Annotated in this window: 12 protein-coding genes; 6 read left to right on the top strand and 6 right to left on the bottom strand. The window is 29.7% G+C overall.

Going from position 1 to position 16,850, the window contains the following annotated elements:
* Positions 1–34: 34 nt before the first annotated feature.
* From L8X30_RS05825 to L8X30_RS05810, 4 genes are read left to right on the top strand one after another with little or no spacing between them, the layout of a single operon-like run.
* Entirely contained in the window at positions 35–1,744 is a 1,710-nt protein-coding gene (locus L8X30_RS05825; protein WP_263679447.1) for an acetolactate synthase large subunit, read from the top strand.
* Positions 1,741–2,208, top strand: a complete 468-nt coding sequence (gene ilvN / locus L8X30_RS05820; protein WP_263679446.1) for an acetolactate synthase small subunit — start codon at positions 1,741–1,743, stop codon at positions 2,206–2,208. Before L8X30_RS05825 ends, ilvN begins: the two co-directional genes overlap by 4 nt.
* Entirely contained in the window at positions 2,205–3,164 is a 960-nt protein-coding gene (lpxD, locus tag L8X30_RS05815) for a UDP-3-O-(3-hydroxymyristoyl)glucosamine N-acyltransferase (protein WP_263663279.1), read from the top strand. Before ilvN ends, lpxD begins: the two co-directional genes overlap by 4 nt.
* Positions 3,157–3,381 carry a hypothetical protein gene (locus L8X30_RS05810; RefSeq protein WP_039618362.1) on the top strand — a complete coding sequence of 75 codons (225 nt, stop codon included), beginning with the start codon at positions 3,157–3,159 and terminating at the stop codon, positions 3,379–3,381. The genes lpxD and L8X30_RS05810 overlap by 8 nt, the downstream gene beginning before the upstream one ends.
* 1 nt (position 3,382) lies before the next feature.
* Here the strand turns inward: L8X30_RS05810 and ccsA are convergent, their stop codons facing one another.
* From ccsA to ftnA, 6 genes are all read right to left on the bottom strand, one after another.
* Entirely contained in the window at positions 3,383–6,082 is a 2,700-nt protein-coding gene (gene ccsA, locus L8X30_RS05805) for a cytochrome c biogenesis protein (protein ID WP_263679445.1), read from the bottom strand.
* Positions 6,083–6,091: 9 nt separating this feature from the next.
* Positions 6,092–6,691, bottom strand: a complete 600-nt coding sequence (locus L8X30_RS05800) for a SoxW family protein (protein WP_263679444.1) — start codon at positions 6,689–6,691, stop codon at positions 6,092–6,094.
* Positions 6,692–6,747: 56 nt separating this feature from the next.
* Positions 6,748–8,766: a rhodanese-like domain-containing protein gene (locus tag L8X30_RS05795; RefSeq protein ID WP_412175507.1), complete on the bottom strand. Its 2,019-nt coding sequence runs from the start codon at positions 8,764–8,766 to the stop codon at positions 6,748–6,750.
* Between the two features lie 95 nt (positions 8,767–8,861).
* Positions 8,862–10,799, bottom strand: a complete 1,938-nt coding sequence (locus L8X30_RS05790) for a cytochrome c family protein (protein WP_263679442.1) — start codon at positions 10,797–10,799, stop codon at positions 8,862–8,864.
* 181 nt (positions 10,800–10,980) lie between these two features.
* Positions 10,981–11,616: a helix-turn-helix transcriptional regulator gene (locus tag L8X30_RS05785; RefSeq protein ID WP_263679441.1), complete on the bottom strand. Its 636-nt coding sequence runs from the start codon at positions 11,614–11,616 to the stop codon at positions 10,981–10,983.
* A gap of 106 nt (positions 11,617–11,722) precedes the next feature.
* A complete protein-coding gene (gene ftnA, locus L8X30_RS05780; RefSeq protein ID WP_133318863.1) occupies positions 11,723–12,217 on the bottom strand; it encodes a non-heme ferritin in 495 nt (164 codons plus the stop codon).
* 106 nt (positions 12,218–12,323) lie between these two features.
* On the opposite strand from ftnA, the gene L8X30_RS05775 reads away from it, so the two are divergent.
* Positions 12,324–14,342 (top strand): KAP family NTPase, encoded by a 2,019-nt coding sequence (locus L8X30_RS05775; RefSeq protein ID WP_263679440.1) that lies wholly within the window; start codon positions 12,324–12,326, stop codon positions 14,340–14,342.
* A 59-nt stretch (positions 14,343–14,401) separates the two neighbouring features.
* Entirely contained in the window at positions 14,402–16,849 is a 2,448-nt protein-coding gene (locus L8X30_RS05770; RefSeq protein ID WP_263679439.1) for a hypothetical protein, read from the top strand.
* The last annotated feature ends 1 nt before the right edge of the window (position 16,850 follow it).

The following is a 16,850-nucleotide window of genomic DNA, read 5'->3' as shown; positions in this document are numbered from 1 at the left end:
TAATATTTTCCATTTTAAGCAAAAAGGTAGAATAATGAAAGAGCTAAATGGCTCGCAAATGATTTGTGAAGCATTAAAAGAAGAAAATGTTAAAGTAGTTTTTGGTTATCCTGGTGGTGCGGCTTTAAATATTTATGATGAAATTTATAAGCAAACTCATTTTAAACATATCCTAGTTAGACACGAGCAAGCAGCCTTACATAGTGCTGATGCTTATGCTAGAATGAGTGGTGAGGTTGGTGTGGCAGTAGTTACAAGTGGACCTGGTTTTACCAATACAGTTACAGGCTTGGCTACTGCTTATAGTGATTCTATACCTTTAGTTTTAATTTCAGCTCAAGTTGCAAATTCTTTAATAGGAACCGATGCTTTTCAAGAAATCGATGCTATAGGTATTTCAAGGCCTTGCGTAAAACATAATTATTTAGTAAAAAATATTGAAGAATTACCTAAAATTTTAAAAGAAGCTTTTTATATTGCAACAACAGGTAGAAAAGGGCCTGTGCATATTGATATACCTAAAGATGTTACTGCAGCTATAGGTAAATGGCATTATCCTAAAGAAATTTCTATGAAAACTTACAAGCCAACCTATAAAGGAAATATTAAGCAAATTAAAAAATTAGTAAGTTTGATTAAAAATGCTCAAAAACCTTTATTTTACCTAGGTGGAGGTTGTGTAGCTTCTAATGCTAGTGATGATTTAAGAGAATTAATTCATTTTTGTCAAATTCCTGCAGTTGAAACCTTGATGGCTCTAGGGACTTTAAGAAGTGATGATAAGCTTAATTTAAAAATGGCAGGTATGCATGGGAGCTATTGTGCAAATATTGCTTTAAGTGAGTGTGATTTGCTCATTGCTGTGGGTGCTAGGTTTGATGATAGGATTACTGGTAAAACAAGTGAGTTTGCCAAGGGTGCAAAAATCGTTCATATTGATATAGATCCAAGTTCTATTTCTAAAATCATCGAAGCGCATTTTCCTATAGTTGGGGATATTAAAAGTGTTATTTTAGATACCTTAGAAGAATTAAAAAAAGAAAGTTTTGATAATACAAAATACCAAGAATGGTTTAAAACTTTACAAAGATATCAGCAGTTATATCCTTTAATCTATGAAGATAGTGATGAAGTTTTAAAACCTCAATGGGTTATAGAAGAATGTGCTAGATTAGCTCCTGATGCAAGGATAATTACTGATGTAGGGCAACATCAAATGTGGGTAGCACAATTTTATCCTTTTAATTATGCAAGACAACTTGCAACAAGCGGTGGGCAAGGAACTATGGGTTATTCTTTACCAGCTGCACTTGGAGCTAAATTAGCTGTGGGTGAAGAAGTGGTGGTAAATTTCGTAGGCGATGGTTCTTTTTTAATGAATATCCAAGAACTAATGACAGCAAGTGCTTATGGAATTAAAGTGATTAATATCATTTTAAATAATTCTTTTTTAGGTATGGTAAGACAATGGCAAAGTATGTTTTATAAAGAAAGATTTTCTAATACAGATTTAACAAGTCAACCTGATTTTATTACTATTGCTAAAGGTTTTCATTGCGAGGGTTGTAATGTCTCTAACAAAGAAGAATTTCAAAAAGCTTTCAAAGCAGCCTTAGAATCTAAAAAAACTTACATTTTAAATGTGGCTATAGATCGTTATGAAGATGTATTACCTATGGTGCCTGCAGGTGGAGCTATTTATAACATGATTTTACCTAGCTATAAAAACAAGGATAAAAAATGAAAAGAAGAGTAATTTCTGTCATTGTATTAAATGAGCATGGGGTATTATCACGCGTTGTTGGACTTTTTTCAGGACGTGGTTATAATATAGAATCTCTTACTGTTGCACCACTTGATGATAAAGAATTCTCAAGGATAAATATCGTTACTTTAGGCGATGAAAAAGTTTTTGAGCAAATTATTAAACAACTTCATAAACTCATACCTACTTATAAAGTAATTGATTCTAGTGATTTTATAGAAAAAGAAACAGCTTTGGTAAAGATTGCTTTAAATGAAAATTTTGCAGGCTTAGATGCTATATTAAAAGCTTATAATGGCAGTGTAACTTATAGTGATGATGAGTTTATTATGGTAATGGCAAGTGATGATGCAAAAAATATCGATAACTTTTTAAAAACTATGAAAAAGTATAATCCTATTAGTGTAGTTAGAAGTGGTTCTATTTTAATGGAGGTAAAATGAAAATTAGTGAAATTGCTAAATTTTTAGGTATAGAATATTGCGGAGAAGATATAGAAATTACAGCTTTAAATTCATTAAATAATGCAAGTTTTACTGAACTTAGTTATTGTGATGGAGAAAAAAACTCTAAAAAAATCGCAAGTAGTGGAGCTGGGGCTATATTAATCTCAAAAGAATTTGAAAATTTAGTTTCAAAAGATTGCATTAAGTTAGTCGTTGATAATCCACATTTATCTTTTGCACTTTTAAGTAAGCTTTTTGCTAAACCTTTAATTTCTAGTGAAAAAAAACAATCAAATATTGCCAAAAGTGCTAAGATTATGCCAAATGTTTATATAGGCGAAAATGTCCAAATAGCTGATCATGTAGTGATAATGGCAGGTGCTTATATAGGCGATAATGTAAGTATAGGTGAATATACTATAATCCATCCAAATGTTGTGATTTATAATGACACTAAAATAGGTAAAAAATGCCATTTGCTGGCAAATTGTGTTATAGGTAGTGATGGTTTTGGTTATGCGCATACAAAAAATGGCGAGCATTATAAGATTTATCATAATGGAAATGTTATTTTAGAAGATTTTGTAGAAGTTGGAGCTTGCACGACTATTGATAGAGCAGTTTTTGAAAGTACTATCATAAAGCAAGGTACAAAGATTGATAATCTCGTTCAAGTAGGACATAATTGTGAAATAGGGGAGAATTGTCTTATAGTAGCTCAAAGTGGAATTTCAGGCTCAAGTATTTTAGGTAAAAATGTTACTATGGGTGGACAAAGTGCTACAAGCGGGCATTTAGAAATAGGAGATTTTGCTACCATAGCCGCAAGAGGCGGGGTCACTAAAAATTTAGAAGGTGCTAGGGTTTATGGTGGTTTTCCTATCATGCTTCAAAAAGATTGGCTAAAATTTCAAGCAAAAATTATCACAGCTTTTAGGGATAAACATGAGTAAAAAAGTATTTAAAACTATAGAATTACATGGTAGTAAAAGTGGAGAAATAAGCCTTTGTAATCTTTCTAATCCTTATGGTATAGGAAGCAATGATGTCTTAAGTATAGGTGTGGCTTTAAAAAAGGAAAATGGAATAGATTGGAAAGTTCATATTCCTTATGAAAATTTAAAAGATCTTATCCTAGCACTTCAAGAAATAGAAAAAAGCAAAGCCTAGTTTAGAAACTAGGCGTATTTAAATCCCGTTTTCTTCCTGCGCTAATAATTAAAACAAAATTAAGCACAATCAAAACATATATAAAAGTTGGTATAGGGAAGGCGTCGCCATTTGCATAAGAATGAAGCCCAGAAAGGTAAAAATTTACTCCAAAATAAGTCATTAATATACTATAAAAGGCTAAAACACTAGCACTTGCAAAAATAAAAATAAAATAAGTTTTGAAAATAAATCTTAAATGTAATACCATGGTATAAACTACAATAGAAATCAAAGCCCAAGTTTCTTTTGGATCCCAACCCCAATATCTTCCCCAGCTTTCATTAGCCCAAACTCCGCCTAAAAAATTTCCTATTGTAAGCATTGCAAGCCCTATTATCATGGACATTTCATTAACGCAGTGTAGTTTAGTGATATTTAAATCTATATTTTTATTTTTACCCCTTAAAGCAAAAAGAATTAAACTCAAAATCCCTATAATAAAACAAAGTGCTAAAAATCCATAACTTGCTGTTATAATAGAAACATGAATATTAAGCCAATATGATTTTAAAACAGGTATTAGATTTCCAATTTGAGGATCCATAAAGCCAAGATGAGCTACAAAAAGTGAAATGCCTGCTAAAAAACTCGCACCACATAAAGCCAAGAGTGATTTTCTAAAAAATATCACAGCACTCATCGCACAAGCAAAAGCTATATAAATCATGCTTTCATAAGCATTAGTCCAAGGAGCGTGCCCACCTACATACCAACGAATGATTAAAGCTAGTGCATGTATGATTACACATATACTTAAAATGATGTAAAAAAATCTATATACAAAGGTAGATAAAGAAATATTTTTTAATATAGTATAAAAACTTAAAAAGAAAAACACTAATGCAAAGCTAATATAAACAAAAGTTAGATTATCAAAGATATTATAATGATTAAGCAGTATTTCAAGATCTAATCTTTCTTTTGGCGGTAAAACACTACTTCCATAGTGATTTTGAAAATCTTTTAAAGATTGTAAAATTTCATTTGAATCTTGCCATTGATTATTTTCAACACCATTGCGAACTTGTAAAAAATAGCTAACTAAAAGCATTTGTAAACGCTCTACATCTTCTTTTGCAAAAGGTAAAATTTGCACCGGAGAATACCACTTTAAACTTTGCTCATTAATATCAGGAAAAATAGTTAAAGCTTGACCACTATAAATATAATATGCATGATTTATTTTTTCATCTAAGGCTAGCAAATCTTTATCAAAGCTAGTTCTTAATGAAGGCTTTTTACGGTTAGCTTCCTCAACATAATTACTAAGTTTATATACCCCATTATCAAACACATCATCAAATGCTATGTATTTTTCATTTATATCTGCACCTATTAATTCTCTTAGCTTACTTGTTTTTGTAGCTATCATTTTGATTTTTCTAAATTCTTTGGGATAAATCATCATTGCTAGAAAAATTTGATCATAGTGAATATTTAAAAATTTTTCTTTTTGAGTAATTTTATAAACAAATTCCATTGCCAAAGTATCTAAAGGTTTGATTCTACCATTATGATCTTGCACAAGTAATCTTGCAAAATTTAAAGAATGTTCATAGGAATTCTTTTGCAAATTTGAGATTAAATTTAAAATTTCATTTTTATTTTCTTGTGCAAAAAGCGAAGTTTGTGAATTTGCAAAAAGCAAAATAAACAATACAAAACTTTGGCCTTTTTTTAAGTAAATGCTTAAACGATGAAATCTTGAGTTTTTGTCAAATAAAACCCATAAAAATCCTAAAATCAATAAAGTATAACCTATATAAGTAGGGATTTTACCAGGATCTTTATTGACTGAAAGTATAGTGCCTTGCTCATCTTGATCATAAGAACTTTGAAAAAATCTATATCCACCATAATCAAGAACATTATTCATAAAAATATCATAATCTAACTCAATATTGTTTTGCTTATCTATGATTTGAATTTTTGAAGTATAAGAAGATGGACTCATAGAGCCTAAATAACGCTCTAGTATAAAATCTTTTAAGTGTAATGCAAAAGGAAGTTTGATTTCTTTAGGCCCCCAATTGATAGTAAAATCTTTTCCCTGTAAGTTAAAATGCACTGCTTGTTTGTTTGTAAAATTTGGATTTAAGGTTATTTGCGTATTTGCTTTTTGATAAGTAATATTTAATTTTAAGCTAGCAGGTGTGATAGAATCTTTTTGTGGAGTATATTTGATAGAGCTTATGATTAATTTTTCGCCATTTAAGTCAATAGTTTTTTCAAAATGCTTTTGAGTTAGTGGGGTAAAGCTAATAGGAAATTCAAAACTAGCATTAGTATCAAAATCAGTAATTTTTATAAATTCTTCTCTAGTAACTATAGTGTTCGAGCTTTGATTTTCTCTTATATGCATTCCACCTTCTAAGCCAAAATATCTAGTAAGTCCAGCACCGATTAAAATCACTATAAAAGATAAATGCAAAAGCAAAATAGAGTATTTTTTCTTTTGAAAAAGCTTGTTATAAAATATCACTCCGATTAAATTTAAACCTAGTAATAAATGCAACATATCAAACCAAGCATTATTATAAATCAAAGCTTTAGCTGCACTAATGCCAAAATCATTTTCTATAAAAGTTGCTACAGCACAAGCTATGGCGTATATACTCATTAGCAAAAAACTCATCGCAAAAGAAAAAAAATACTGCATTTTTAACCCTTAAATATTATTTTCTTTATAAAAATGTATAAGTTTTTGCGCTATGGTTGCTTCGTCTAAATTTTGATTTTCTTTTTGGTTTAAAAACTCCATTGTGGCACTTAATCTTTTTGTGCTAATAAAACCAGGATAATTTAGCAAGGTTTGGCTGTTTTTGTTTAAAATTACAATAGTAGGGGTGGCCACTATATCATAAATACTAGAAAGTTCAGCTGTGCTTAAGTCACTTTTATGGTTTTTATAAAATGTATGAATTTTTTTATAGCTTATATTTATATAATAAGAGCTGTATTTGTCTTTTATAAGTTCTTGTATTTTTTTATCATTTTTAATTTCTTCTTTTAATTTATCACAATAAAGGCAGTGATTTGCGCTGAAAATGATTAAAATGTTTTTATCATCACTTTTTATATTTGTATTATCTTTAAATAAATGGGCTATTTCTTCATAAGATTTTTTATCTAAATCATTTGCTTTTTGTAAATTTTCTTTAGAAATTTGTGTACCGCTTGAGATTAAATTAGAATCAAGTTTTTCTTCATTAGAACAAGCTATAAAAAAAATACTTAAAAAACTAAGTGAGAGTATTGTTTTAAACATTTAAAATCCTTGAAAAAATTAGGAAAAGTCCTTATTCGCTATTATAGCGAATAAGGTTATAAGATAGTGTTAAAGAAAGTATAAAGCATTAAAAATAAAAATACTAAGCCAGTGATTAGCATTGCAAATCCTGCAAGTTTAGCTAGCCATTGATATGCTTTGAAATTACTTTTATTTTCATATAAAGTGCTTAATTTTCCACTTTCTTTTAAGCGTTTATACCATACGCTTCTTTCTTGTTTAATCTCTTCTTCACTAATACTTCCTGAAAAAATCACCATATCCATAGGGAAGCGATCTGCTCTAAAATGCGTATTAAAGAAGTGAATTGCAAAAATAAATCCTGTAGCAAGTAAAGCTTCATCAGAGTGAAGTAGGGTTGCTAAGTTGATTGCTTCACCTGGTAAAAATTTACCAAAGAAAGCAGGAAACCATAAAATAAGCCCTGAAATACCAATGATAAACATACCCCAAAATACTGCTAGATAATCAAATTTTTCCCAATACGTCCAGCGGTCAAATTGTGGTCTTGGCCCAAAACCAAAGAACCATTTAAAATGATCTTTCATATCTTTAAAATCTTGCCAATTTGGCATTAAAGAATCAGGCCCAAAAGTAGCTTTTAAAACTTTCATAAAGCTTATTTTACCAGTGATTGGATCCCTTGCTACATCACGGCGTTTCCAATTTACAATGATGATTTCTCCAATGTGAGAGAAAAATACTGCAAACATTACTATGGCTGAAATATGATGTATGGTTGCTGCATTAATGATATCTCCACCCATTAAATCAATCATAGGTTTAGCCCACGCTGAATCATAGAATTTTTGCGGTAAGCCTGAGAATGCAAGACCCAAAAAGCTAGCTGCCATAAAGAAATGCTGAATTCTATGGAAAGTGCTAAATCTTCTTACTCTTACTTTATCTTCATGTGCTGCTTTTCTTGCTTCTTTCCATTCTTTAGGATATTTTATACGCATAGCAATTAAACGCAAGCACCAAAGTATAGTATGAGCTCCAAAGAAAACAAACACAGAAATCACTAAAATAGTCATAAATATATAAGCACCATGTAATCCAGGATATTTTTCGCCATCGCTATGATCAGCATGTGCCATCCAATTTGCGAAATTTTCATTTGCATTTGGGTGACATGATTTGCAAGTTTGAACACGGTTAATTGGCGAGAGAGTTGAGCTTCTTTCGCTTGATTTTAAAATATTGTGTTTACCATGACAATCAGAACAAGTAGCAACACTTGGAGTTTCACCTGGAGTGCTTAAAAACATACCTTTACCATGGAAAGTCATATGAAAAGTCGTGCTTTTTTGTTTATGACATTGTGCGCATTTTTGATCGACTAATTGTTTTTGTGAATAAATTCCTGAATGTTTTGGAGTGATATGAACAGAGTGACAAGTCGCACAAGATGGTTTTTCTTTTTTCTTTTGCATATCTTGAGCAGGTAAGAATTTTTCTACTCCATGAGCGCTTTTTGCCAAAGCATTACTTGCTTTTTCATGGCAAGTTGCGCATTTTTGATTGATTAAGTTTTTACTTGCTGCAATATCAGCTCTAATGCCTTTACCTTTTTGAGCATGACAATCACGACAAGATGGGGTATTGCTAAATTTAAATCTTGAGTGGATAGTATCTTTAAATTCGATAATTTCTTTAGCTTTTTCCCATTTAACTGTGTCTATTTTTTCAACTTTTCTACCTGAAGTTATCCATGATTCAATGCCATCAAGCATTACAACAGAGTTTTTATAGCCAAGTTCTATAGCAACTGCGGCAGCTTGAGAAGCTTCAAATCTAAAACGATTTAAACCATAAAATACTAAATTTGCATTTTTATCATTAGGTAATAAATTTTGCCAATTTTCCACATAGGTTGATATGGAATTAGGTATATAGCCATTAGCTTGTCTATCTTGCTCTGAATTGACATCAAAAAAATAAGTATTGTTTTGATCTAGCATTTCTTGAGCTTGCGCTAAGCTAATGCTTTTTACACCTTCTATTGAGCCTATTTCTCCATTAGCCTCAGCAAAAATAAATCCTGATGGCATAAAAAGAGTAAAAAGGACAATAAAAAGTCGAGTGATTAAATTTTTCAAGACTAGCTCCTTATTTTAAGGAAGAATTTTTCATTCTTCCTTTGTTTTTATTTACCATTTAGGATATTTTGTGCTTCTTGGATATAAATTAAAGCTTCTTCTATGATTTTCTTAGAATAAGCAGGTCCATGAACACCCCAAGAACCATCTTTTTCTAGTCTATCAGCTATGGCTTGAGCTTGATTTGTTAGGCTTAGTATTTTTGATTTTTGCTCTACTGAAAGTTTGGTTTTTTCAGCAAAAGTTTTATCAATATTTGCTATGCCTTTTCTAATTTTCTCATAGCCTTCTTTAACAGGGTTTTGCCACTCCATTACCTTATCATAAATCATTTCTTGATTGCTAAAGTGAAGTTTTTCAGGTAAGGTTGATTGCACAGGACTATGACAACCACTTGCACCAGGACCCATTAGGTTAATATCACTAAAACTAGTTCTACCACAACTCCACATCAAATCAAGGAAAAATCTACCTTCATCATCTCTAGCTATGGTCCAACCACCAACTTTAGGTGATCTTTCTTTGCCTTCTGGTGGGTTAAGTGTTTTTGCTGTTTTATCTACTTTGATATTCCATATATGAGAGGCTCTAACATTATCAAACCCACCTTTATCAGGGTTTTGAACCGCTCCAAAGTTTTCACAACTCATCATATTTGGCATGTGACAAGCTGTACAGCTATCTTTTGCGTGAATTCCACCTTTTTTGAAAAAGCTAGCTTGGGTTTCATGACAATCTTTACAAGTTTTTTTAAGTTTTGTTTTAGTATAACCGCTTTTCCAATCATTAAAAGTTACTTCATGTGGATCATGACAAGTATTACATCTCATACCCTTATCATAGTGCGCTGAAGAATACATTTGAGCACCTTCTGTTCCACATGCAGGACAACTTGATTTAAAATACGCATTGAAAGGTTTTCTAGGATTGATTTTAGCATCGGTTTCATTATATGAAAATCTTTGATGACATCTTTCACAATTTGATGGCATACCCGCACCTCTTGCTCCATAAAGATGCGCTCCAGCCCCGTGGCATTCCTCGCAAGTAATACCTTTTGAGATGGTATGTTTTTGAAGTTCTTTTGGATTACCTAGTGCTTTGTAAAATTCTTCCTTATTTTTAAAGTCAAATTTAAAAGTATGACAGGTTTCACAATATGCAGTAGCAGGCTGGAAAACTGCTTTTTCTTTATAAGTTGCAGCATAAGAGTTTGTTCCCCATACTTGAGAACCATTTCCTCCAAAATCTTCCATTTTAGTAGGAAAACCAGGTGCAAATGCAGCTATTTTTTGTGCCATTTCAGGGGTTAAAAACTCACTCCAAAGTCTTGAAAATTGATTGCCTCCAGCGGTTAATTTACCACTTAAATCACTCAAATTTCCATCTTCAACATGGTAGGTTCCACGCACAAGCCATCTATCTATAAAACCATATTTTGTTCTTGGTGTTCCAATGAGAGCATAAACATCATTTGGATAAATTCCATCAGGTAAAATAGTAGCTTGAGAGTTATACATAGGTTTTTTTAAACCTTCAGCCCCACCAACTTCTTCCATTTCATGCGGAAAACGCACGGTTTTTGCATGGCGAGAACGCTCCCAAGAAGCATATTGAGCAGGGTGACACTCACCGCATTTTTTTGGGCCTACAAATTTGTTTGGAAAATCCAAAAAAGATTCATAAGGCAAGCGATAAGTAATAGAAGCTTGTTTTAAATCATGCTCAGTAGCAAATTTAGCCCCATTTTGATTTAAAACCCAGTTTTCAGTTCTATCACTATGGGTAAATTTACCTACCAAACGCCCTTCTTTTTCATATTTGAAAATAGGGTGATGTTTGTAAAGATAGTCAAAAAATGCATCCTCTTGAGCTACATAACCATCAAGAGTTCTAGGCCCTGAAGAAGCAAAAGCTTGCGAGCTTAAACTTATACCTAAAGCTAAACAGGCGTAGGTAGCAACCTTAGCTAATTTGTGTTTCATAACTTCCCTTTCGCGTGTTTTGTTAAAAGATAAAAATACTCTTATTTATTATCTATTAACTATTAAAGTATAATTGTGACTATTTTTTAATAAAAATTAACTTAAAATATATTTATATTTATTTTTTATTAATTTAAATAATAAAAATTATCATATAGAAAAAGAAGTTATTTGCTACATACTAAATTCTACTTATAGTCCCCACTACCTTACCCACGATTAAAAAATCGCCATTTTGATAATGTACATCTGCATAACTTAGATTAAAAGAGTGTAGATAAACCCCGCCTTTATTACTTTTAAAAATTTGTTTGATAAACAAACCATCTCTAGTATTTACTGCAAAAACCCCACCTTCTTTAAAGCTTTTACTTTTATCTACTAAGCATAAAGAATCATCTTTGATTTCAGGCTCCATGCTATCGCCTATACATGGGATGATATCACAATTGTTAGAGCCAAAAAAATCACTTAGTTTTTCATCTATAATCACTTCTGAAAAACTCACATTATCATTTAAAGCTCCACCTCCCATAGAAGCATTAACATCATAATATTTTAAAACATTATAGTTTAGATCAAGTGCTGGAGTATTGCTCTCAAGAGAATCTTCATAAAAAAATGCATTGATATTGATATTTCTTTCATTTAAAAAATGAAGTATTTGTTTATAAGGTATGGAATTTCTAAATTTCATACTATAAAAGGTATCAGGATTGATATTTAGCATTTTAGCCACATCAGAATCTTTGGCGTTTTTTATGCCTTCTTTTTGGAGTATAAATTTTAATTTATCAGTAATTTCATTCATTTGCATAAAAATCCTTTTAAATAAAAAGTATTTTAGCAAATTTACTTTTATTTTGCAAGAATTCTTTTAAATTAAAAGATATTTAGCTCCCAAATTTATGGAAGCTAAAAAATTATTTATTTACTAAGCTTTTGATGTATTGATCTACCATATATAAGCCATTGCCATTGTCGCTTATGAGTTTGATTTTATCTACTATACCTCTAAAAAGCGCTTCTTCTTCGTGCTGTTCGCTTACATACCATTGCAAGAAATTAAAAGTAGAATAATCTTTACTTGAAAGCATAAAATCTACAAGATTATTAATAGAAGCAGTGATACTTTGCTCATGCTCGAAAGTTTTTTCAAACACATCAAGCAATGATTTAAAATCACTATCAGGTTTTTTAACTTCTTTTAATTCTACTTTAGAATCAGTTTCATTTAAATAAGTGATGAGTTTTCTTGCATGATCACTTTCTTCTCTTGCATGTTCAAACAAAAACGCCCCCGCACCATCAAAGCTATGCTCATAGCACCATGAACTCATACTCAAATACAAATTTGCTGCATACATTTCTTTATTGATTTGCTCGTTTAATAAAGCCACTACTTCTTTAGAAAGCATTTTTTCTCCTTTTTTTAATAATGATTTATAATGATATATTTTAAAGTTTAATTTATACTAAATTTATATTTTATGTATAATTGCACTAAAAAATAAAGAGTAAAAAATGCAAATAAATACTTTTAAAGTTGATAAAGCTATAACAAGCAAAAATGAAGACTTGTTTGATAGAAAAAAAATTGCCATAGCGTTGGCAAGAACTATAAAATATTATAAAGATGAAGATAGTATTTCTATGGGTATTATAGGGGATTGGGGTAGTGGAAAAACTTCTTTTATAAATATGGTTTTAGAAGATTTTAAAGATGATGAAAATTTCATTATAATAAATTTCAATCCTTGGAATATCTCTACTAGAAAACAACTTAAAATTAAAATTAAAAATTTAAAAAAAATATGCTCTCATGCAAAAAATAAATTTTTTTCTAAAGTACCTCAAAAATTAGAAGACTTAGCATTATTGTTTAAAATGTCATCTTATGTGATTGCAGATCCGGTTACTTCAGTGGCAATGTCTAAAACTTCAAACGCTATCAGTGATTTTAATAAATTATTAAGTGCGGAGAAAAAAGGTTTAGATGAAATTAAAAATAAAATCAACACTGCTTTATCAAATATAGACACAAAAATCATTATAGTTATCGACGATCTTGATAGATTAGCTGATACAGATATACGAGAAATTTTTCAACTTGTTAGATCTATAGCAGATTTTAAAAACACCATGTATATTCTTGCTTATGATAATGAAATAGTCACTAAAGCCTTAGACAAAATCCAAAAAGATAAAGGCGAAAGATATATAGAAAAAATAGTGCAAGTTCCTATAGTGCTACCTAAATTAAATAAAGCTAATTTAACAGCGATTTTTATGCAAAAAATTGAACAATTTAGCTTTACTTATGAAAAAATCGATAAGAATGAATTTATAGAGAACTTAAATACAAATAATTTTGCAGGCGCTTTTGAAAATATAAGAGATATTAATAGATACTTAAATGTTTTAAAATTTGAAATGAGTGCTATAAAACAAGAGTTATATTTGTATGATTTTGCCGTGATTACTTTGTTTAAAGTTTTTGAGCCAAAATTTTATGAGTTTATTTATAATCATTTTGAAATTTTTGCTGGAACTGCTTTAGCTAGTTATGAGATTGATAGAGAAGAGCAAAAATCTATATATACTAAAATGATTGACAAACAAATAGAAAGTTTAAATAAACTAAATAAAAAAGTGATCAAAAAATTGTTGATTTCTATTTTTCCTAAAATATATGATTTACATAATAGAGATTTTTCTGATTTAAAAGATAGAAGAAAATATAAGCATAAACACAGAATAGCTTCTTTAGAATATTTTCAAGATTATTTTGTGTTAAATTTTGCAGAAAATGTTATCAGAAAAGAAACAATAGATAAAATTATAAAGGCAAATTCACACCAAGAGTATGATGATATTTTTAATGAGTATGATTTAAAAGAACTTGAAAAATTTAAACAATTACCTTTTAAAATGAGTGTTTATGCTAAAGACTTTAAAAGCAGTGAATTTATTTATTATCTTTGGGGTATTTTTGATGAAATTTATGGAGAAGTTCAGTTTTTTTACTTTGAAAAATGCAAAAGTTTCTTTGAGTTTTTTTCAAAGTTTGCAGGTAAAGAAAATATAAATACCAAAGAATTGCTTAATGCAAAATATCCACTAGATGCAAGAATGCTATTTATATATAGTTACAATTTTTCTATGAAACAAAAAGAGTATTTTTGTGAAAAAGAATTAAAAGTATTATTAGAAAAGTTACTTCAAGAAGACAATGAAAAAGTAAAAGAGAAAATAAAAGCACATATTTACACCCTTAGAATAAATAATTTTCATTACTTAAAAAACACTTTTAAAATTTTTGCACAAAATTCAAAAATATTTTTCTTGATTTTAGAAATTTTTATAGAAAAAGATGAAAATAATCAAAAATACATTAATCAAAATTTATTAAATCATATTAAACCTTATGAGTTAAAAACTATGATCGAAGAAACTTTTAAAAATCCTAGTGATGAGCAAAAAGAAATAGTTGATTTCTATAAAGACAAGTTAAGTCATTATAAATCATTAATTCAAAAATAATTGAAAAATAATATTCTTTTGCTTAAAATTGTAAGTTTATTTATTATCAAAGGTTAAAAATGCAAGAATGGTTAAAGCTAGATGAAGAAACTTTAAAAAACAAAGTGCGTGAAGCGTATTTTTCAAAATTTTCTGTAGTTGGTTCTAGTATTGATCTTATTGTCACGCAAAAACACAAAGACTTAGGCGAGATTAATTTATTTTGGGCTGAAGCTAAGCAAGGCATAAGTGATATTAAAAAATCATTTGTTCAACTCATTATGACTATAAAAAATGGGAGTTTTCATACCATGCAAACACCTGCTTTAATAGGTGCATTTGATGCTGAAAAAATCGCATTTTTACCTTATTATAAAATTCAAGAAATTTTTTATCAAAATGATAGGGTTTGGGGTGTAGCAGCTAGCAAACACACAAGCGAGCAGTTTTTAAAACTTTTAAAAGAATTAGATGAAATTTTAAACGAAGCTTTGATTTTTTACTATGAGAAAAATGATGAGGAATTAAAAAATTTCATAAAAGAAAATTTAACAAACGAAAACATAAGCAAATTTAAAATCGACAAAAACAACTTTGTAAGCATATATCATAAATGGAGCAAAAGCGTAAAAGAAAGCATAAGTATAGATTGGGATTTAGCCAAGAAAAACGGCATTATCGATGCGGACTTTTACCTAGCTGATTTACTTTCAAATGAAAATCAAACCATAGTAGAAAAGCTTTTTGCTATCTTAAATAAAGATCATTATGAATTTAATGCCAAAAAGACAGATCTAGGCTCTATCGCTACGGAAAAAACAGGCTTTAAAGATAATCAAAAAGCACATAAAGATTTTTGGGCTATTTATGAGCGTCCGCCTTTGGAGGAATTTTGGGATTATATGATAGAGCGTAGGGATTTGCTTGTAGATCAAGACATTAGAGAAAGAAAGGGAGCGTTTTTTACTCCAAGAATTTGGGTAGATAAGGCTTGTGAGTATTTATCAAAGGCTTTAGGCAAAGACTATGAAGAGAAATACTATATATGGGACTGTGCTGGTGGGACAGGAAATTTACTAGCAAATTTCACAAATGCAAAAAATATTTTTTGCTCTACCATAGATAAAGCAGATGTTGATGTGATACATGAGCGTATAAAAAATGGTGCAAATTTATTTGAAAATCATGTTTTTCAATTTGACTTTTTAAATGATGAATTTTTTGATAAAGTAGATGATAAAGGCAATGTTATTTATAAATCAAAACTACCTTTAAATTTACAAGAAATTTTAAAAGATGAAAACAAACGTAAAAAACTCATCATTTTTATAAATCCGCCTTATGTAGAAGCAGGGACTAGCTCTACTCGAAACAATACAGGTAAAAATAAAAACAAAGTAGCAAGAGAAAATAGAATTTGTGAAAAATACAAAGATATCTTAGGTAAAGCAAATAACGAACTTTTTGCACAATTTTATATAAGAATATATTGTGAGATCGATGGAGCTGTGCTAGCTACTTTTTCTACTTTAAAATATGTAAATAGTTCTAATTTTGATGATTTTAGAGAAACTTTTAAGGCTAAATTTTTAAAAGGTTTTCTAGCACCTTCTTATACTTTTGATAATGTAAAAGGAAAATTTCCTATAGGTTTTTTGATATGGGATATGAGTCAAAAAGATGAGCTTAAAAAGGTAAGGCTTGATATTTTTAATGAAAATGGAAATTTTTTAGGTAAGAAAAATTTTTATAACGATAAATGTAGTTATCTTTCAAGTTTTGGAAAAATTTCTTTTGATAAAAATAAAATTTATTTATGTCATTTTACAGCTAAAGGAAATGACTTTCAGAACCAAAATGGTGTTTTTATAGAAAATTTTGAAAAAACAAGAGCTAAGTCAGGGGGTGTTCATATTTTTGCAGAAATAAGTAATTTTCTAGAAATTTGCATATCTTATTCAGTACGCCATGCTATAAAAGCTACTTGGCTAAATGATAGAGATCAGTTTTTATACCCAAACAAAGCATATCAAAATGATAAAGAATTTCAAAGTGATTGTTTGGCTTTTATGCTTTTTCATGGACAAAATAAAATTAGTGCAAAAGAAGGTGTAAATCACTTCATACCTTTTAGTGAGAAAGAATTAGGCATTACTCAAGAAGCATTTAAGAGTGATTTTATGTATAAATTTATAAATGGCAAGATAAAAAATGATGATGTTTTGTTTGATGATACATTAGACAAGGTGGAATTTTCTAATGAAGCAAAAGAGCTTTTAAAAGCAGGCAAAGAGCTTTTTAAGTATTATCACACGCATAAAGAAAAGGCGGGGTATTTAGTAAATGCTTCTTTGTATGATATAAAAGAATTTTTTCAAGGTAGAAATGAAAAAGGCAAGATGAATATGCCTAGCAAAGCAAAAGATGAACATTATAAAATTTTACTTAGTGATTTGAATTTAGCTTTGGATATTTTGGCTAAAAAAATCGAGCCAAAAATTTATGAATATAACTTTTTGAGAGATTAAC

Origin of the sequence: Campylobacter sp. CNRCH_2015_0338h, from assembly GCF_025772785.1 — a bacterium.
GTDB lineage: Bacteria > Campylobacterota > Campylobacteria > Campylobacterales > Campylobacteraceae > Campylobacter_D.
This window is presented reverse-complemented; position numbering and strand designations above follow the sequence as displayed.